Source organism: Klebsiella sp. CN_Kp106 (genome assembly GCF_040064575.1).
Taxonomy (GTDB): domain Bacteria; phylum Pseudomonadota; class Gammaproteobacteria; order Enterobacterales; family Enterobacteriaceae; genus Klebsiella; species Klebsiella michiganensis.
Map to the genome: position 1 here is coordinate 328639 of NZ_JBEAIG010000070.1, position 19392 is coordinate 348030.

Sequence of the window (19392 nt, forward strand, 5' to 3'; positions counted from 1 at the left end):
GGGGCGAATAAAGATACACATCTTTTTTACGCTTTGTTAGTCAGAATCAGTTGGCCATTGCTGTCCAGCGGGATTTGCGTACCAGGGTCGCGATCCATACGGATTTTGCCCTGCTGGTCGCCGATTTTGTAAGTGACATCGTAGCCGAGCATTTTTTCTGATTTATCGTACACCGTTTTGCAGCGCTGCTGCGTCGTGGTGTAGGTATCCCCTTCCTGCATTGAGCCCTGAATCTGGTTACCGGCATAGCCGCCGCCCAGCGCGCCCACAACGGTGGCAACGTCGCGGCCGCGTCCGCCGCCGAACTGATGGCCAATAACCCCACCGGCCACCGCGCCCAGCACGGATCCGGCGATGCGGTTTTCATCCTGCACCGGTCGACGATGGGTCACGGTGACGTTCCGGCACTCCTGGCGCGGGGTTTTGACGCTCTCTTTTATCGGCGTACTGGACACTACCTGTGCATACTGCGGGCCGCGATCTAACACGTTAAGACCGGCAACGGCTGCGACGCCCAGCGCGGCAGCCACGCCAATTCCTATACCCGCCAACATTGATTTATTCACGGGACTTCCTCCTTCGTTGCTATTGCCCGTAATTTTGCAATCCAGGCATCAGGCTTGCAAATAAGAAAGCGGATGAAAAGTGCGTGAACGTGTGGCAAATCAACGGGATTCGGAGGAATCTGAGAGGGTTTTCCGGCAAGGAAAGGAGGATATTCTGGTTATGAGTCTCTTAATACGAAAAGCAAACGGGCGGACAAAACCTTCTGGCTTTGCCGCCCAGAGACATTAATGCAGCTTCAGGCGCGGACGAATAATGCGGTTGATACGTCCTACCAGCATCATCAGACCGGTTTTAAAGTAGCCGTGCAGCGCAATCTGGTGCATGCGATACAGCGAGATATAGACGAAGCGCGCAATGCGACCTTCGATCATCATTGAACCGCGCATCAGGTTGCCCATCAGGCTGCCCACGGTGGAATAGTTAGAGAGCGACACCAGCGAACCGTGATCTTTATAGGTATAAGCTTTCAGCGGCTTACCTTTCATCTGCGCCAGAATATTGTGCAGGGCGCAGGTCGCCATCTGGTGCGCAGCCTGAGCGCGCGGCGGGACAAAACCGCCTTCCGGGCGCGCGCAGGACGCGCAGTCGCCGATGGCGTAAATATCCGCATCGCGCGTCGTTTGCAGCGTCGGTTCGACCACCAGCTGGTTAATACGGTTAGTCTCCAGTCCGCCAATCTCTTTCATAAAGTCCGGCGCCTTAATCCCGGCCGCCCAGACCATCAGGTCAGCGTTGATAAATTCGCCTTCTTTCGTGTGCAGACCGTTTGCATCGGCGCTGGTGACCATGGTTTTGGTCAATACGCGAACGCCAAGCTTGGTCAGCTCGCTGTGCGCGGCGCCGGAAATGCGCGGCGGCAGCGCGGGCAGAATACGCTCGCCAGCTTCAACCAGCGTCACGTTCAGAGCTTCGTTAGTCAGACCTTTGTAGCCGTAGCTGTGCAGCTGTTTCACCGCATTGTGCAGCTCGGCCGACAGCTCAACGCCGGTCGCGCCGCCGCCGACGATGGCGATATTCACCTTACCGTTCGCCCCGAGGTTCGCCGAATACTTGAGGAACAGATCCAGCATTTCCTGATGGAAACGACGCGCCTGATGCGGATTATCGAGGAAGATGCAGTTCTCTTTCACGCCAGGCGTGTTGAAGTCGTTCGACGTACTTCCCAGCGCCATGACCAGCGTGTCGTACGGCAGCTTACGCTCGGGCACCAGCAGCTCGCCCTTCTCGTTATGCAGCTCGGCGAGGGTGATCGTTTTGGTTTCACGGTTAATATCCACCACCGATCCCAGCTGGAACTGGAAGTCGTGGTTACGGGCGTGAGCAAGGTAGCTCAGCGCGTCTACACCTTCATCAAGTGAACCGGTCGCCACTTCATGCAGCAGCGGTTTCCACAGGTGGCTGTGGTTACGATCAACCAGCGTGATTTTGGCCTTTTTATTACGGCCCAGCTTTTTACCCAACTGGGTAGCCAGCTCCAGCCCACCGGCACCACCACCCACAATCACTATTTTTTTCAATGGCGTAGTCACGCGACCCCCTAAAATTATTAACCAATTGTTAACTAAAAGTTATACATATAACCTTTAATTAACAACAGGTTACGGCAGTGAAACCATTCAGCGAGATCGAGAATAACATGAACGGTGCATTGGTCATACCAAAATTGATATGCATCAAGTTTTACCGCATATTTTTTGAGCGCAGAATCGCAAAAATGAATAAAAAAAGCCCGCGATGTTTTCACATTGCGGGCCGGCGCGCGTTTAGCCGAGGGTTTTGAAGGCTTTTATGCGCTGGAGATGCGGGGAGATATTCTTGAACTTGTGGGTCTGTTCTTCATCCCAGATTATCTCATAGTAATGGTGCAGCAGGTCCGCCGAACGCTGGCTATTCAGCGCTTCGTCCTGACGAGATAGCACCACCAGGCAGCGATCGCGGTTTTTTTCGCGGAAATTATTCACGCATTTGGTGGCAATATCCGCATACTCTTCCGGCCGATCAATTTTCCCTTCCATGTTTTCATTGGGAAACAGGTTCGGGTTAAAAATGGCCTGGCGGATATCGCAAAGAAAGCCAATTCGCTCCGCCCAGAAGCCGCCGAGACCCACGCCGCAAATCAGCGGCCGATCGTCGGCGCTCAGCTGCAGCATCTTATCGACCTCTTTTAATAAGTGCTGCATATCATGTTTGGGATGCCGCGTGCTGTAGCTAATCAACCGAACATCGGGGTCAATAAACTGAAGCTGAAGCACCTTCTCATGGTTACCGGGGCTGTTTGAGTCAAAACCATGTAAATAGATAATCATCGCATCCTCACCAGACAACAACGCCTTTCAGGTTTATTACGCGGATTTCGCCTCTTGCCAGCGCGCGTGAAGCTGCTCAAGCTGCGCGCTGATCGTCTTCCAGCGGGCGGAATCCCTTAACGCCTGACGGCTAAAGGAACCTTTATGATACAATTTCGTAACACGTTCTGCTTTGATCGGCGACAGGTTATCCAGCACGCTGACCGCACCCTTACGATTATTGCAGACAAGGATCATATCGCAACCCGCATCCAGCGATGCCTGGCCGCGCTCGGCGTAGCTGCCCATAATCGCCGCCCCTTCCATCGACAGATCGTCAGAGAAAATCACCCCTTCAAATCCCAGCTCACCGCGCAGAACCGTTTTTAGCCAGTGCGCAGATCCGCTGGCCGGACGCGGGTCAACATCGCTGTAGATGACGTGAGCGGGCATGATCGCATCAAGCCGCTGCTCGCCAATCAGCGTACGGAAGATGGCCATATCTCTGGCGCGAATTTCCGCTTCCGCGCGCGGATCGCGCGGCGTCTCTTTATGGGAATCGGCCGTCACCGCGCCGTGTCCGGGAAAGTGCTTACCGGTGGTTTTCATTCCCGCGGCGTGCATGCCGTCAATAAAATGACGAGCTATCGCCAGGGCTTTGTCGGGATCGTCGTGATAGGATCGCTCGCCAATAGCGGCGCTGATATGCCCAACGTCCAGAACCGGCGCAAAGCTGATATCAATATCCATGGCGATCATTTCGCTGGCCATCAGCCAGCCGGCCTCTGCGGCCAGCTTACCGCCCTCCTCCATGCCGAGCAGCGCGGCGAAAGATTGCGCCGCGGGAAGGCGGGTAAAGCCCTCGCGGAAACGCTGTACGCGCCCGCCTTCCTGATCTACCGCCACCACCAGATGGTTGCGCGAGGCCTCGCGGATCTGGCGGACCAGCTCACGCAGCTGCGCCGGATCGTGATAGTTGCGGGTAAACAGGATCAGCCCGCCAACCAAAGGATGCGCCAGAATCTCACGCTCTTCCGCATCCAGTTCAAAACCTTCGACATCCAACATTACCGGGCCCACATCCACCTCTCTTATCCTTTTACTTTTTGTCTAACTGGCGCCATACCTCATCCGCCAGCGCAATAAACTGTCGGTCACCGGTTTGCTGCCAGCGTCGCTCGTACCAGCCCGCCATCAGCAGCTGCACCCACGGACGCCAGCGCTGAATTTGCCGCCAGAGCTGAAGCTCATCGATGCTCGCCCGTCTCGCGTATTCTGCGGCTAGCCGACGATGCGCGGCGGGCTCGATCCACACCGCCGCCAGCTCCAGCGCAACATCGCCATCGCCCGCATATTCCCAGTCAATCAGCCGCAGCCCCGCCTCGCCGTGAACGATGTTGCCCGCATGGACATCCATATGTAACGGGGCGAGACGCAGCGGCCGGGGCTCGCCGCGACGCAGCAGCCGTTTGTGCCAACGTAGCCACTGCGGTGTGCGCCGCGCGGGGCTGCACTGTTGCCAGTAGCGCTCAAGCAGCGGCCGCAGCGCGATACGCCAGCCAAAGCGCGGCTGTCGGTGCAGATGATACAGTAACCCTGCGAGCGCCGGACACTCCGGTAATGCGTTAACCACATCGCCTGAGCAATATTCCACCACCATCCAGGCGGGAGAATAAAACACCGGCGCGGGCGCTAACGAATCGGGAAGGCGTGACAGAACGTGATATTGACGGCGAAAGTCGCAGGCCGGCGCATGCGGATCGTGCGGCTGGCGCAGCACCCGCTTTTGCCGACCATCGCTGAGAATGCAGCTGCCGCCGCTCAGCCCGTTTTGGGGCGGCGCGGCGACAGGCGTATAGCGCGGGAAAAAGCGCGACAGCACTTCGTCGCGCGTGAGCTTATTGTTGCTGAACAGCACCTTTGCCTGACCAGATAATTTCGCCGGTCTGGACCAGCATTAGCTGCATTTTCAGCTCAGGGGAATTAACGTTGCCGGTCGCGTTGGAATAGAGCACGTACTGTGCGCCAACGGTACGCGCAATGCCCATCGCTTTACTGCGGCTGCCAAGGCTATCCTGCGGCGACAGGCCAAGCTGCTGTTTGGCTACGCCCAGCTGCTGCTGCGAGACCAGGGTGAATTTTCCATTGCCTTCCAGCGCGTTGCGCAGCGCCGTGGTGGCCTCTCCCGCATTCAACGTGCCGTTGGTGCGGTTATTGACGCTGTCGACCAGCAAAATGCTGCCCGCATTTACGCCGCTGGCCTGCAGCATCTGCCCTATCATCGGCTGCACCGCGGAATTCCAGTCAAAATGACGCACGCGCGGCGCCGGCTGCGCTGGCTGCTCGCCGTGTTCAATCGGACCCGGCTGCGTAGGTATCACGGGAATAGTCGGCACAGTCGGCTGCGGCTGAACGGGCTGCTGCGGCTTCGGCTGCGCTTCCTCAACGGGAGCGGGTTCCTGACGTTGACCCACGCATCCGGCAAGGAATATCGCCAGTGCGGTAACTAATGCATAGCGACATAGTTTAATCATTACGATTACCTCTTACAGATAAAGATAAAGACGGGCCTTGTGCGCCCCCAGAATATTGGCGCTGCCATAAAGCGTAACGGAAGAGTGCGCAGGCACCGTTATGCTGCGCGCGGACTCCAGCGGATGCATTTCCAGCCCTCTGGCGTCATACCAGAAAAAGCGATAATGCACGGTCACCGGTACCTGGCGTTCATTGAACAATCGGGTGGTCGCCGTCGCCTGAATCTCGGATGCGGTCACCGTCGGTACTTCAGCGCTGATGCCCGCTGCCAGTACGTTTGATTCCATCACCAGACTTTGCTGATCGCTGACCGGAATTTCCGGATGTGAACTGCACCCGACCAGTAACGTCACGGCCAGAAGTGCGCCGAAGTGGGCTGCGCGCATGAATGTTAACCTTTATGAGCCAGCATCGGGCCTAACGGACGGCCGCCCAGCAGGTGCATATGGACATGGTAGACCTCCTGGCCCCCGTGGCGATTGCAGTTGACGATCAGGCGATAGCCATCGTCGGCAAGCCCCTCATCGCGGGCGATTTTCGCCGCGACGGTCATCATGCGTCCCAGGGCAAGCTCGTGCTCTGCGGTCACATCGTTGACGGTGGGAATCAGGATATTGGGAACGATCAGAATATGGGTTGGCGCCTGCGGAGAGATGTCGCGAAAAGCGGTCACGAGCTCATCCTGATAAACCACATCCGACGGGATTTCCCGGCGAATGATTTTGCTGAAAATCGTTTCTTCTGCCATGACTGATTCCTTAATAATTTTTATACCGTGCTCTGGCCTGCCTCTGCAGGTAAACGCGGATGCACAGGATTCCCCTAAGAGTATGAGCGAGTTACTCCCCCTCTTTCAACCTGAATGCGTTTTTTCTTACGCGACCAAGCGCTTAGCTGCTGACGGATTAAGCGTTTCTTCGCTGTATGCCCCCCCGGTACCGGTCAACAAGACCCGGGTACAGCCGTTTTCCCGCTTGTTTACACATTAAATATTAATGCGTATATTTCTCATTTGCATTCAAAGCAAATACAGTGCACTGACGATCTACCGCGGCCATCGCGCCGCAGCAAATAACAACAATCACACGATCAAGGGCTTATGATGTCTCTCTCCACCAACTTTCGGGATGGGCGTAACGCGCCGTCCCTGCTTGCTATGGGTATCGCGCTGGCGATCTTTCCCAACCTCAGTCAGGCAGCCGGCACGTCCGAAGACACTATTATTGTAGAAGGTTCCGCAGATAGCGCCTCGGAGACACAAGAGCAGGACTACAGCGTCAGAACCACCTCAGCCGGGACTAAAATGGAGATGGCCCAGCGCGATATCCCGCAATCGGTCAGTATCATTACCGAACAGCGGATGCGGGATCAGCAGCTGCAAACGCTGGGCGACGTCATGGACCATACCATGGGGATCAGCAGCAGCCAGGCGGACTCAGACCGCACCAGCTATTATTCCCGCGGTTTTGAGATCGACAATTATATGGTCGATGGCATTCCGACCTGGTTTGAATCTCGCTGGAATCTGGGCGACGCGCTTTCCGATATGGCCCTCTTCGAACGGGTTGAGGTCGTACGCGGCGCCAACGGCTTGCTGACCGGTACCGGCAACCCTGCCGCGTCGGTCAATATGATCCGCAAGCACGCGACCAGTCGGGAGTTCAAGGGAAATGTCTCTGCGGAGTACGGCAGCTGGAATAAGCAGCGCTACGTTGCTGATATGCAAAGCCCGCTGACTGACGATGGCAGCGTACGGGCGCGCATTATCGCCGGTTATCAAAATAATGACTCGTGGCTGGATCGCTATAACAGCGAAAAAACGTTCTTCTCCGGCATTCTTGATGCCGATCTCGGTACGTCGTCCGCTTTATCCGCTGGCTACGAGTATCAGCGTATCGACGTGAATAGCCCGACATGGGGTGGCCTGCCTCGCTGGAATACCGATGGCAGCAAGAACCGCTATGACCGCGCCCACAGCACCGCGCCCGACTGGGCCTATAACGACAAAGAGATCAACAAGGTCTTCGTCACGCTGAAACAGCGCTTTGCCGATACCTGGCAGGCAACGCTGAATGCCACCCATTCTGAGATCACGTTCGACAGCAAGATGATGTACGTTGACGCGTACGTCAACAAAGCGACCGGAATGCTGGTGGGCCCCTATAGCAGCTACGGCCCGGGCTATGATTACGTCGGCGGTACCGGCTGGAATAGCGGCAAACGTAAAGTCGACGCCGTTGACCTGTTCGCCGACGGCGGCTACGACCTGTTTGGTCGCCAGCACAACCTGATGATCGGCACCAGCTACAGTAAACAAAACAACCGCTATTTCAGTTCGTGGGCAAACGTCTTTCCCGATGAGGTTGGCAGCTTCTATAGCTTCAATAGCGCGACATTCCCGGAAACCAGCTGGGGCCCGCAGAGCCTGGCGCAGGACGATACCACGCGAATGAAGTCGCTGTATGCGGCGACGCGTTTTTCCCTGCTTGACCCGCTGCATCTGATTCTTGGCGTCCGCTATAACAACTGGAGCATCGAGACGCTGACCTACACGATGGAGAAAAACCATACCACCCCGTACGCCGGGCTGGTTTACGACATCAACGACAGCTGGTCGGCCTACACCAGCTATACCTCGGTCTTCCAGCCGCAGAATAAGCGCGATAGTTCCGGTAAATACCTGACCCCGGTTACCGGAAACAACTATGAAGTGGGCCTGAAGTCGGACTGGATGGACAGCCGGTTAACGACGACGCTCGCCCTATTCCGCATCGAGCAGGATAACCTCGGCCAGGCGACCGGCGGGCAAATCCCCGGTAGTAACGGAGAAGCAGCCTATAAAACCGTCGACGGTACCGTCAGCAAAGGGGTGGAGTTCGAAATCAACGGGGCGATTACCGATAACTGGCAGATGACCTTTGGGGCGACGCGTTTTGTCGCTGAAGACAATGAAGGCAATGCGGTGAATCCCAACCTGCCGCGTACCAGCGTCAAGCTGTTCACCCGCTACCGTCTGCCGGTAATGCCTGAACTGACCGTCGGCGGCGGCGTTAACTGGCAGAACCGGGTGTATAAAGATACCGCGACGCCGTACGGGACGTTCCGTGCGGAACAAGGCAGCTACGCGCTGGTGGATGTGTTCACTCGCTACCAGGTCACTAAAAATTTTGCTGTGCAGGGTAACGTCAATAACCTGTTCGACAAAACCTACGACACCAACGTCGATGGTTCCATCGTCTACGGCGAACCGCGCAACGTCAGCATTACGGCCAGCTATCAGTTCTGATCTCTGCTTAACGTGACAAAAGCCGCGGGCGCGCTTTTAACGCCTGCGGCCATTAAAAAAGGCAGCCCGTAGGCTGCCTTAGTCTCCCCATATCACAACTTAGCTGTTGCGGATGTATTCATCCATTTCAGTTTTCAGGTTATCGGATTTGGTACCGAAAATAGCCTGAACGCCTGAACCTGCAACAACCACGCCTGCGGCACCCAGTTTTTTCAGGCCAGCCTGATCAACTTTCGCCACATCCGCCACGCTCACGCGCAGACGAGTGATACATGCGTCGAGGTTAGTAATGTTCTCTTTACCGCCGAACGCGGCAATCAGAGCCGGAGCCATTTCGCTGGTCGCGCCAGCTTTGCTGTCTTCGGTGGCGTCTTCACGACCCGGGGTTTTCAGATCCAGCGCTTTGATCAGCACGCGGAACACCACGTAGTAAACAATCGCGTAGCAGATACCGACGATCGGGAACAGCCACAGCTTGCTGCTGTTGCCAGACAGAACGATGAAGTCGATCAGACCATGAGAGAAGGACGTACCGTCACGCATACCCAGCAGGATACAGATCGGGAAGGCCAGACCTGCCAGAATCGCATGGATGATGTACAGGATCGGCGCAACGAACATGAACGAGAACTCGATCGGCTCGGTAATACCGGTCAGGAACGAGGTCAGCGCTGCGGAGATCATGATACCGCCCACTTTCGCGCGGTTTTCTGGTTTGGCAGAGTGCCAGATAGCGATAGCGGCGGCCGGCAGACCGTACATTTTGAACAGGAAGCCGCCGGACAGTTTGCCCGCAGTCGGGTCGCCTGCCATATAGCGAGGAATATCACCGTGGAAGACCTGACCTGCTGCGTTGGTGTATTCACCAATCTGCATCTGGAAAGGAACGTTCCAGATGTGGTGCAGACCAAACGGCACCAGGCAGCGCTCAATGAAGCCGTAGATACCGAACGCGACAACCGGGTTCTGGTAAGCGGCCCACTGGGAGAAAGTCTGGATTGCGGTACCGATCGGTGGCCAGATAAAGGACAGGATCACGCCAGTGAAGATCGCTGCCAGGCCGGAGATAATTGGCACAAAACGCTTGCCCGCAAAGAAGCCCAGATACTCAGGCAGCTTAATGCGATAGAAGCGGTTGAACATGTAGGCTGCGATGGCACCGGAGATGATACCGCCGAGGACGCCGGTATCCGCCAGGTGTTTAGCCGCAATCTCTTCAGCAGGTAAATGCAGAACCAGAGGTGCAACCACGGCCATGGTTTTCACCATGATGCCGTAAGCGACGACCGATGCCAGAGCGGATACGCCGTCGTTATTGGTGAAGCCAAGTGCGACACCGATAGCAAAAATCAGCGGCATGTTAGCGAAGACCGAACCGCCCGCTTCCGCCATGACGTGGGAAACTACGGCTGGCAGCCAGCTGAAGTTTGCGGAACCGACGCCCAGCAGGATACCTGCGATAGGCAGTACGGATACCGGCAGCATCAGCGATTTACCGACCTTCTGCAGGTTAGCAAATGCATTCTTAAACATAATTGAGAGTGCTCCTGAGTATTTGGTGCTTTTTTACGTTTTCACGCATTGGCCCGGGGGGAGAACCGCGCCGTGGACAGGACATCTAAGCGCCCTTTATTTATTACACAGAGTAAAATAATTACCGGGATGATTGTTTGACGGCTATCACGTTTCAATCAGACACCCATTAAAAACTGACATTGATTTACATAACTCGTGTCTGAATGTTGCCAAAAAACCTTCACCGCCCCATTTGTGGCGGTGAACTTTACTCGCTTTAGCTATTAATTACGAGCCTTAAAATAATAAGCAATATCAGAGAGGTTGCAGCCGGGAGGGGTCAATATGAAAAAGCGTCGCGAAATTTTCAGTCGTCTGTTGTGCCAGCTGCTCCAGCGATACGCCCTTGAGGACCGCCATATACTCGGCGACGTCCCTGACCATCGCCGGCTGGTTCTCTTTGCCGCGATGCGGTACCGGCGCCAGATACGGCGAATCGGTCTCCACCAGCAGGCGATCGAGAGGTACATAGCGCGCAGCATCGCGAAGCTGCTCCGCATTACGGAACGTCACAATGCCGGAAAACGAGATATAGAACCCCATATCCAGCAGCTTACCCGCTGTCTCCCTATCCTCAGTGAAACAGTGTAGTACGCCACCGCAATCCGTCACTTTTTCTTCGCGTAAAATTTCCAGCGTATCGGCGCGGGCATCGCGGGTGTGAACAATAACCGGCTTATTCAGCTCCCGGCCTATACGGATATGATCGCGAAACGACGCCTGCTGACGCGCTTTTGTTTCCGGCGTGTAGAAATAATCGAGCCCGGTCTCGCCCATCGCGACGACGCCGTCCTCTGCTGCGAGTTTGCGCAGCTCTTCAACGTCATACTCTTCATCCTGGTTTAACGGATGGACGCCGCAGGAAAAAACGACGTCGTGACGCTGCCCCACCAGCTCGCGCATACCGCGGTATCCCGGCAGCGTCGTCGCCACCGCCAGGCAAAATTTCACATCGCGCGCGGAAGCCTTTGCCAGTACATCGTCCACATCTTTATGCAGCGTTTGATAATCCAGGCCATCGAGATGGCAATGGGAGTCGACTAAAAACATGATGTCTCTCTCAGAGGTGGGATACGGGAAGAACCGCCCCGGGTTGCAGGTAATGTTCCCAGCGCAGAAGGCGCTCGGTTAGCAGCAGTTCGCGATTAATGCCGACAACGCTCAAAAGCTGTTCGCGGCAGGCGCTGACGTCACGCGCAATCGCCTGCAGGCGCGCCGCCGGCAGCGCAGCGGCCAGCTGATTGACCAGTGGCCAGGCGTCCGGATTGCTGATAAGCGTAATCCCCTGCTGCCTTTTTTGCGCATCGACCAGCAGCGATGCCAGCCAGTGCAGGCGAATCGCGGCCTGTTCATGGTTCAAAATCGGCAACAGCGTCAGCCAGTCGCCGTGAGTTAAAATATTACCCAGGATCTGACAAAGCTGCTGGCGCGGTGCCCAGTGAGCATCCTGCAGCAGATCCAGCGCTGCCGCTGGCGCGTTGGCGCTCAGCCGCAGCGCCGCGAGCAGCGCGTCTTGTGACATCGTCACTTCCCGCTCTAACCACGCCAGCGCGTAACGTTCTGAAGGCGGAGCAAGGTGATACAAACGACAGCGGCTGCGCAGCGTTGCCAGCAGGCGCGCTGGCTCCTGACAGGCCAGGAAGAACCAGGTATTCTCCGGCGGCTCCTCCAGCGTTTTCAGCAGCGCGTTTGCCGCCGCATCCGTCAGCATAGCGGCATCGCCTATCCACACCACCTTCGCGCCGCCAAGCCGGGCGTGCTCATAAAGCTTTTCGCTCACTTCGCGCACGGCATCGATCCCGAGCGAGCTCTTCCCCTTTTCCGGGGTCAACGCATAATAATCAGGATGGGTACCGGCCTGCATCAGCTGACAGCTGTGGCAATGACCGCAGCTTTTATGCCCTTCCGGCTGGCGGCACATCAGAAAGCGACAAAGCGCGTAAATCAGCGCATCGCTCCCCATGCCCGGCAGCGCCTGGACCATCAGCGCATGGTGGCCCCGTCCCGCCTGATAGCTGGCAACCAGCTGTTCAAAGGGCGGGCGTAACCACGGATACCATTTCATGGGAGTTGCTCCGCAACCCACCGATTCACCACCGCACGGATGTCGCGCTCGACGGCCTCCAGCGGCTGGGTGGCGTCAACGGTGCGGATGGTGGGATCCTGCGCCGCCAGTTCAAGGTAGCGCGCGCGAGTTCGATTAAAGAAATCCAGCGACTCCTGCTCAATTCGGTCAAGTTCGCCGCGGGCGCGGGCGCGCTTCAGGCCCACCTCCGGAGTCACATCAAGATAAAGCGTCAGATGGGGACGAAAGTCTCCCAGTACCGCGTCACGCAGGGTCGCCAGCATCGTCTGGTCGATACCGCGACCGCCGCCCTGATAGGCCTGGGTAGAGAGATCGTGACGATCGCCAATGACCCATTGACCGCGCGCCAGAGCGGGTTTAATCACCGTCTCTACCAGCTGTACGCGCGCCGCGTAAAACATCAGCACTTCCGCTTTATCATTAATCACTTCATCGCCGGTGGACTGAATATCCAGCACCAGGCTGCGCAGCTTCTCGGCCAGAATGGTGCCGCCCGGTTCGCGGGTAAACACCATATCGCTAACGCCCAGCTGTTTTAGCGTCTCTACCACACATTCACGCGCGGTGGTTTTCCCTGCGCCCTCCAGGCCCTCGATGACGATATAGTTACTGCGCATTTTTTTCCTTAAGTACTTTCAAATAATCCTGAACCGAGCGGTTATGGCTGGCCAGGTTGGTGTTAAACGTATGCCCGCCCTTACCGTCCGCGACAAAATAAAGATACGGCGTTTTCGCCGGATGCGCGGCGGCGTTCAGCGAGGCCTCGCCCGGTGCGGCAATGGGTCCGGGCGGCATACCGTTAATGGCATAGGTATTGTAAGCGGTCGGCGTTTCCAGGTCTTTACGCGTCAATTTGCCATTATAACTCTCCCCCATCCCGTAAATCACGGTGGGATCGGTTTGCAGACGCATGCCGATACGTAAACGATTAATAAATACCGATGCGACGCGGTCGCGCTCTTCCGGCAGCGCCGTCTCTTTTTCAATGATAGAGGCCATCGTCAGCAGCTGATTCTTATCATGATACGGCAGATTCTCCATCCGCCCTTCCCAGGCTTTATCGACCGCGGCAACCATCTTCTGATGCGCGCGCTTAAGGATCGCCACATCGCTGGTATTGGCGGTATACATCCAGGTATCCGGCCAGAACCAGCCTTCGACCCAATCGGGATGTTCCAGTTCAAGGGCCTTCGCCACGGTTTCATAGCTGTCATCCGCCAGCGTATGCTTGACGTAAGGCGCATCGCGCAGCTGACGCAGGTAGTCACTCACCCGCATACCTTCAACGAAGCGCAGCGGAAACTGCGCCTCTTTACCGCTGGCGAGCAGCTGCAGCATCTGGCGTACCGTCATATCAGGCGTGAAGCGATAGGTCCCGGCTTTAAAGTGGGACAGCTCAGGCTTGATGCGCAGCAACCACTGGAACACCCGAGGGCGGTTAATGACTTTATCGCTATACAGCTGTTGCCCAAGCGCCAGGCGCCCCGTTCCGGCCTCAAGGGTAAATATGGTCTCTTCTTTAATCAGTAACTTACTGTCCGCCAGCTGGCGAACTTTCCACATACCGATGCCCGCGGCGATGCCCAGCACCACCACCAACAGCAGAATGAAACGTAACATTTTCTTCATGGCTAATCAGACAGCTCACACAAGGGGGCTAAAAAATGGTAAAGCTCGCGCGTGGACCAACGTTTATCGTTCCAGCGGCGAACAGGCACCAGCGGTATTAATGCGTTACAGACAAGGACCTCGTCGGCTTCGCGTAACGCCTCGGGGCGCATGGTGGCTTCGACAACGCGAAACGGCGATGGTGCCAGCTTAGCGAGAATGTACTGGCGCATAATACCGTTGACCCCCGCCTGATCGAGGCGCGGGGTAAAGACGTCGGATCCTTTACGCCAGAATAAGTTCGCGGCACAGCATTCCGTAAGCCACCCGTCGCTGTCAAGGACCAGCGCTTCATCGGCGTCCGTCTGCTCAAGATGAGAACGAATCAGCACCTGCTCCAGCCGATTAAGGTGTTTGAGGCCGGCGAGCGAGGGATTGCGTCCCAGCCTGACAGGGCTCAACGTCACGGAGATCCCCTCCTCGCGCCAGCGAAGATAGTGCTCCGGCCAGGGCGATACGCTGAGGATTCTCACGGGATTCACGCAGCCGGCAGCGCTGTATCCGCGCCCCCCCGCCCCGCGCGTGATGATGACCTTCAGCACGCCATCCTGATGGGACTGCGCCAGATGCGCCATCTCCTGCGCTAATAGCGCCCAGTCGTCGTAGGGGATAAAGAGCTGTTCACAGGCCTTCTGCAGGCGGGCCAGATGGGCTGACAGCAGCTGAACCTGGCCTCTGACGATGCGCGCCGTGGTAAAGCAGCCATCGCCGAACTGAACGCTGCGATCGTTCACCGCGAGCGTTTCACTTTCAGCGCCATTTATCAAATACATAAAAGTCTCCTTATCGCTGGCCGGTTAGTTTCGCAGGAGGAGATACATTGAACAAGCGGAGAAAACTGAATAAAAAAAGGCCCGACAAGCGGGCCAGTTTTTCGATGAGCATTGACGTCAGCAAAGGCGTGGCATCAGGCGCGCATCACACCCTTTTAAAGATTAGCGAGCCGTTAGTGCCGCCGAAGCCGAAGGAGTTACACAGGGTATACTCCAGATCGCTAACCTGACGCGCTTCGTGCGGAACGAAGTCCAGATCGCAACCGTCATCCGGGTTATCCAGGTTGATGGTTGGCGGAACCGCCCGATCGCGCAGCGCGAGGATGGAGTAGATAGACTCTACTGCGCCCGCGGCGCCCAGCAGGTGGCCGGTCATTGACTTAGTCGAGCTGACCATGACGCGGCTGGCAGCGTCACCGAAGACGGATTTCACCGCCTGCGCTTCTGCTTTATCGCCTGCCGGCGTAGAGGTGCCGTGGGCGTTGACGTAGCCAATCTGGCTAGCTTCAATGCCAGCATCGCGAATGGCGTTCACCATCGCCAGCGCGGCTCCAGCACCATCTTCCGGTGGCGAAGTCATATGGTAGGCATCGCTGCTCATACCAAAGCCGACGATTTCCGCATAGATTTTCGCGCCGCGTTTTTTCGCATGCTCATACTCTTCCAGCACGACCATGCCGGCGCCGTCGCCGAGCACGAAACCGTCACGCTCTTTATCCCATGGACGGCTTGCCGCCTGCGGGTTGTCATTGCGCGTGGACAGCGCGCGCGCTGCACCAAAGCCGCCTACGCCCAGGGGGGTACTGGCTTTTTCCGCACCACCGGCGACCATTGCGTCAGCATCGCCATAGGCGATAACGCGCGCGGCGTGACCAATGTTGTGTACGCCAGAGGTGCAGGCGGTTGCGATGGAAATGCTTGGTCCACGCAGACCAAACATGATGGTCAGATGCCCGGCCACCATGTTAACGATTGTGGAAGGAACAAAGAACGGGCTGATCTTACGCGGTCCGCCTTTTACCAGCGAACTGTGGTTTTCTTCGATCAGGCCAAGCCCGCCAATACCGGAACCAATAGCGGCACCGATGCGGGTAGCATTCTCTTCCGTCACTTCAAGGCCAGAATCCTGCATGGCCTGAATGCCAGCGACAATTCCATATTGAATGAAGGCGTCCATCTTGCGCTGTTCTTTGCGCGAGATGAAGTCATCACAGTTAAAATCCTTTACTAAGCCAGCAAATTTCGTTGCATAGGCGCTAGTATCGAAATGGTCGATCAGGCTGATGCCACTCTGACCGGCAAGGAGAGCTTTCCAGGTAGACTCTACGGTATTGCCGACAGGAGACAACATGCCCAGTCCGGTCACAACTACACGACGCTTAGACACGGTTGTCCTCCAGGGAGGGAAAATAGATTCTTGTGGGACAAAATATAGATAAAACTCAGGCGGTCGAATGACCGCCTGGAGATGTTCACTTACGCCTGGTGGCCGTTGATGTAATCAATGGCAGCCTGAACAGTAGTGATTTTCTCAGCTTCTTCGTCCGGAATCTCAGTATCAAACTCTTCTTCCAGAGCCATTACCAGCTCAACGGTGTCAAGAGAATCAGCGCCCAGGTCTTCAACGAAGGAAGCATTGTTGGTAACTTCTTCCTGCTTAACGCCCAGCTGTTCGCCGATAATTTTCTTAACGCGTTCTTCGATAGTGCTCATACTCTTAAATTTCCTATCAAAACTCGCTTTCGCGATGGTTTTCGTAGTGTATAAAATGTTGAAAAATTTGCAACTAAATCCCGGCAGGTCTTACCACGATTTTACGCTATTTTGCGGCTGTTTGCCCTCATAACGCAAATCATTTTGTACAAAACATTACGGTGAACCGCACAGACTGCGCGGTTCCTGAGCGTTTTGCACAAATCTCGGTCAGACCATATACATTCCGCCGTTGACGTGCAGAGTTTCACCGGTGATGTAACTCGCTTCGTCAGAGGCTAAAAATGCCACCGCGCTGGCGATTTCATTTGGAGAGCCTAAGCGCCCCGCAGGAACTGCCGCCAGCGTACCCGCACGCTGCTCATCGGTCAGCGCACGCGTCATGTCCGTTTCAATAAAGCCCGGAGCAACAACGTTTACAGTAATACCGCGGGACGCAACTTCGCGAGCCAGTGATTTACTGAAGCCAATCAGACCCGCTTTCGCCGCAGCGTAGTTGGCCTGACCCGCATTTCCCATGGTACCAACCACAGAACCGATAGTGATAATACGTCCATGACGCTTTTTCATCATAGCGCGCATTACCGCTTTTGACAGACGGAAAACAGATGACAGGTTGGTTTCGATAATATCGTTCCACTCATCATCTTTCATGCGCATTAACAGGTTATCACGAGTAATCCCGGCATTATTCACCAGGATATCAACTTCACCAAATTCTGCGCGAATATTTCCCAGAACAGATTCGATAGATGCAGGATCGGTCACATTCAGCAGCAGACCTTTACCGTTAGCACCTAAATAATCGCTGATCGCCTGCGCGCCGCTCTCGCTGGTCGCAGTACCGATAACTTTCGCGCCACGGGCAACGAGCGTTTCAGCGATTGCGCGGCCAATCCCGCGACTTGCACCGGTAACCAGCGCGATTTTTCCTTCAAAACTCATGGTTTTCCTCTTTTATTGCTCAAGCGCCGCAGACATCGCCGCCGGCTCGTTAAGCGCGGAAGCGGTCAGGGTGTCAACAATACGTTTAGTCAGACCGGTGAGGACTTTACCCGGACCAACTTCATACAGATGCTCTACGCCCTGTGATGCCATAAACTCAACGGTTTTGGTCCACTGAACCGGACTATACAGCTGGCGAACCAGGGCATCACGGATAGCATCAGGCGCCGTTTCACTTTTCACGTCGACGTTGTTTACCACCGCAATCGTCGGCGCGTTAAAGGTGATTTTCTGCAGCTCAATCGCCAGTTTTTCCGCCGCCGGCTTCATCAGCGCGCAGTGGGACGGTACGCTGACCGGCAGCGGCAGGGCACGTTTCGCACCCGCAGCCTTACAGGCGGCTCCCGCGCGCTCGACGGCCTCTTTGTTACCCGCAATAACCACCTGTCCTGGCGAGTTAAAGTTTACCGGAGAAACCACCTGCCCTTCAGCAGATTCTTCGCAGGCTTTGGCAATCGCAGCGTCGTCAAGCCCGATGATCGCGGACATCGCGCCGGTACCTTCCGGTACCGCTTCCTGCATAAACCTGCCGCGCATCTCAACCAGGCGGACGGCATCAGCAAAATCGATAACGCCTGCGCATACCAGCGCAGAGTATTCGCCGAGGCTGTGGCCCGCCAGCATAGCGGGCGCTTTACCGCCCTGCTGCTGCCAGACGCGATACAGCGCTACGGAGGCGGTCAGCAGAGCCGGCTGCGTCTGCCAGGTTTTGTTCAACTCTTCCGCCGGGCCCTGCTGTGCAAGCGCCCACAGATCGTAACCCAACGCCGCAGAGGCTTCACGGAACGTCTCTTCAATGACCGGGTAAGCGGCCGCCATATCTGACAGCATCCCGACACTCTGAGAGCCCTGTCCCGGGAACACAAAAGCAAATTGCGTCATGTTTAAATCCTTATCCTAAAAACGAACCAGCGCGGAACCCCAGGTGAAACCACCACCGAAGGCTTCCAGCAGAATAAGCTGACCACGTTGAATGCGGCCATCGCGAACGGCTTCATCCAGCGCACAGGGAACAGATGCCGCCGACGTATTGCCGTGTCTGTCGAGCGTGACGACCACGTTGTCCATCGACATGCCCAGCTTCTTCGCCGTGGCGCTGATAATACGCAGGTTGGCCTGATGCGGCACCAGCCAGTCAAGCGCAGATCGCTCGAGGTTGTTCGCAGCTAAAGTCTCGTCCACGATGTGCGCCAGCTCGGTTACCGCCACCTTAAAGACTTCATTACCCGCCATCGTCAGATAGATGGGGTTTTCCGGTTCGACGCGATCGGCGTTCGGCAGCGTCAGCAGCTCGCCGTAGCTGCCATCCGCGTGCAGATGGGTGGAGATGATGCCCGGCTCTTCAGAAGCGCCCAGCACCACGGCACCGGCGCCATCGCCAAAAATAATAATGGTTCCGCGATCGGCAGGATCGCAGGTGCGCGCCAGCACGTCAGCGCCGATCACCAGCGCGTAATCCACCGCACCGTTTTTCACGTATTGATCGGCAACGCTGAGCGCGTAGGTGAACCCCGCGCAGGCCGCAGCGACGTCAAACGCCGGGCAGCCTTTAATACCCAACATTGATTGAATCTGGCAAGCCGAGCTAGGAAACGCATGGGTACCGGAGGTGGTCGCAACAATAATCAGACCAATTTGCTCCGGCTTGACGCCCGCCATGTCCAGCGCATTCTTAGCGGCTTCAAGGCCCATCGTAGCAACTGTTTCATTCGGTGCGGCAATACGACGCTCGCGGATACCGGTACGAGTAACAATCCACTCGTCAGACGTATCGACCATATTTTCCAGTTCAGCGTTCGTACGCACGTGCTCAGGCAGATAGCTGCCGGTACCAATAATCTTCGTATACATGTACGCTCAGTCACTCTTGGGTAATATACCGGGTTAACTCAAACTGCG

The 19392-nt window shown here is 56.2% G+C and carries 20 protein-coding genes; 1 reads left to right on the top strand and 19 read right to left on the bottom strand.

The window, feature by feature from the left end; all coding sequences use genetic code 11:
• Positions 1-26: 26 nt before the first annotated feature.
• The 8 genes from ABLU96_RS26335 to hinT form a co-directional block, all read right to left on the bottom strand.
• Positions 27-566 (bottom strand): glycine zipper 2TM domain-containing protein, encoded by a 540-nt coding sequence (locus ABLU96_RS26335; RefSeq protein ID WP_004131424.1) that lies wholly within the window; start codon positions 564-566, stop codon positions 27-29.
• Positions 567-791: 225 nt separating this feature from the next.
• Positions 792-2096 carry an NAD(P)/FAD-dependent oxidoreductase gene (locus ABLU96_RS26340; RefSeq protein ID WP_004849932.1) on the bottom strand — a complete coding sequence of 435 codons (1305 nt, stop codon included), beginning with the start codon at positions 2094-2096 and terminating at the stop codon, positions 792-794.
• 234 nt (positions 2097-2330) lie between these two features.
• A complete protein-coding gene (gene ycfP, locus ABLU96_RS26345) occupies positions 2331-2873 on the bottom strand; it encodes an alpha/beta hydrolase YcfP (protein ID WP_004849931.1) in 543 nt (180 codons plus the stop codon).
• Positions 2874-2909: 36 nt separating this feature from the next.
• The gene (nagZ, locus tag ABLU96_RS26350) at positions 2910-3920 is read right to left on the bottom strand and encodes a beta-N-acetylhexosaminidase (RefSeq protein WP_029946910.1); all 1011 of its coding nucleotides are present in this window, start codon (positions 3918-3920) and stop codon (positions 2910-2912) included.
• Positions 3921-3951: 31 nt separating this feature from the next.
• Positions 3952-4770 carry a thiamine kinase gene (gene thiK, locus ABLU96_RS26355; protein ID WP_046876503.1) on the bottom strand — a complete coding sequence of 273 codons (819 nt, stop codon included), beginning with the start codon at positions 4768-4770 and terminating at the stop codon, positions 3952-3954.
• Positions 4751-5386, bottom strand: a complete 636-nt coding sequence (lpoB, locus tag ABLU96_RS26360) for a penicillin-binding protein activator LpoB (RefSeq protein WP_014228847.1) — start codon at positions 5384-5386, stop codon at positions 4751-4753. The genes thiK and lpoB overlap by 20 nt, the downstream gene beginning before the upstream one ends.
• A 12-nt stretch (positions 5387-5398) precedes the next feature.
• A complete protein-coding gene (locus ABLU96_RS26365) occupies positions 5399-5773 on the bottom strand; it encodes a YcfL family protein (protein WP_046876504.1) in 375 nt (124 codons plus the stop codon).
• Between the two features lie 5 nt (positions 5774-5778).
• On the bottom strand, positions 5779-6135 hold the full coding sequence (gene hinT, locus ABLU96_RS26370; protein ID WP_004849924.1) for a purine nucleoside phosphoramidase: 357 nt from the start codon (positions 6133-6135) through the stop codon (positions 5779-5781).
• Positions 6136-6489: 354 nt separating this feature from the next.
• On the opposite strand from hinT, the gene fhuE reads away from it, so the two are divergent.
• A complete protein-coding gene (gene fhuE / locus ABLU96_RS26375) occupies positions 6490-8673 on the top strand; it encodes a ferric-rhodotorulic acid/ferric-coprogen receptor FhuE (protein WP_048261585.1) in 2184 nt (727 codons plus the stop codon).
• A gap of 99 nt (positions 8674-8772) precedes the next feature.
• Here the strand turns inward: fhuE and ptsG are convergent, their stop codons facing one another.
• The 11 genes from ptsG to ABLU96_RS26430 form a co-directional block, all read right to left on the bottom strand.
• The gene (gene ptsG / locus ABLU96_RS26380) at positions 8773-10206 is read right to left on the bottom strand and encodes a PTS glucose transporter subunit IIBC (protein ID WP_014228844.1); all 1434 of its coding nucleotides are present in this window, start codon (positions 10204-10206) and stop codon (positions 8773-8775) included.
• Between the two features lie 297 nt (positions 10207-10503).
• Entirely contained in the window at positions 10504-11298 is a 795-nt protein-coding gene (locus ABLU96_RS26385) for a metal-dependent hydrolase (protein WP_004849918.1), read from the bottom strand.
• A gap of 10 nt (positions 11299-11308) precedes the next feature.
• The gene (gene holB, locus ABLU96_RS26390; RefSeq protein WP_025106912.1) at positions 11309-12313 is read right to left on the bottom strand and encodes a DNA polymerase III subunit delta'; all 1005 of its coding nucleotides are present in this window, start codon (positions 12311-12313) and stop codon (positions 11309-11311) included.
• The gene (tmk, locus tag ABLU96_RS26395) at positions 12310-12951 is read right to left on the bottom strand and encodes a dTMP kinase (RefSeq protein WP_025106911.1); all 642 of its coding nucleotides are present in this window, start codon (positions 12949-12951) and stop codon (positions 12310-12312) included. Before tmk ends, holB begins: the two co-directional genes overlap by 4 nt.
• Entirely contained in the window at positions 12941-13963 is a 1023-nt protein-coding gene (gene yceG, locus ABLU96_RS26400; RefSeq protein ID WP_004849912.1) for a cell division protein YceG, read from the bottom strand. The genes tmk and yceG overlap by 11 nt, the downstream gene beginning before the upstream one ends.
• A gap of 2 nt (positions 13964-13965) precedes the next feature.
• Positions 13966-14775 (bottom strand): aminodeoxychorismate lyase, encoded by an 810-nt coding sequence (gene pabC / locus ABLU96_RS26405; RefSeq protein WP_064405277.1) that lies wholly within the window; start codon positions 14773-14775, stop codon positions 13966-13968.
• A 145-nt stretch (positions 14776-14920) separates the two neighbouring features.
• Complete coding sequence (gene fabF, locus ABLU96_RS26410; RefSeq protein ID WP_004849908.1) at positions 14921-16162, bottom strand: beta-ketoacyl-ACP synthase II; 1242 nt, start codon at positions 16160-16162, stop codon at positions 14921-14923.
• Positions 16163-16251: 89 nt separating this feature from the next.
• Positions 16252-16488, bottom strand: coding sequence for an acyl carrier protein (gene acpP / locus ABLU96_RS26415; protein ID WP_000103754.1), 237 nt, complete (start codon positions 16486-16488; stop codon positions 16252-16254).
• A 210-nt stretch (positions 16489-16698) separates the two neighbouring features.
• Positions 16699-17433 (bottom strand): 3-oxoacyl-ACP reductase FabG, encoded by a 735-nt coding sequence (fabG, locus tag ABLU96_RS26420; protein ID WP_004131399.1) that lies wholly within the window; start codon positions 17431-17433, stop codon positions 16699-16701.
• A 12-nt stretch (positions 17434-17445) separates the two neighbouring features.
• The gene (gene fabD / locus ABLU96_RS26425) at positions 17446-18375 is read right to left on the bottom strand and encodes an ACP S-malonyltransferase (protein WP_064405275.1); all 930 of its coding nucleotides are present in this window, start codon (positions 18373-18375) and stop codon (positions 17446-17448) included.
• Positions 18376-18390: 15 nt separating this feature from the next.
• Positions 18391-19344 (bottom strand): beta-ketoacyl-ACP synthase III, encoded by a 954-nt coding sequence (locus ABLU96_RS26430; protein ID WP_004131395.1) that lies wholly within the window; start codon positions 19342-19344, stop codon positions 18391-18393.
• Between the last annotated feature and the right edge of the window lie 48 nt (positions 19345-19392).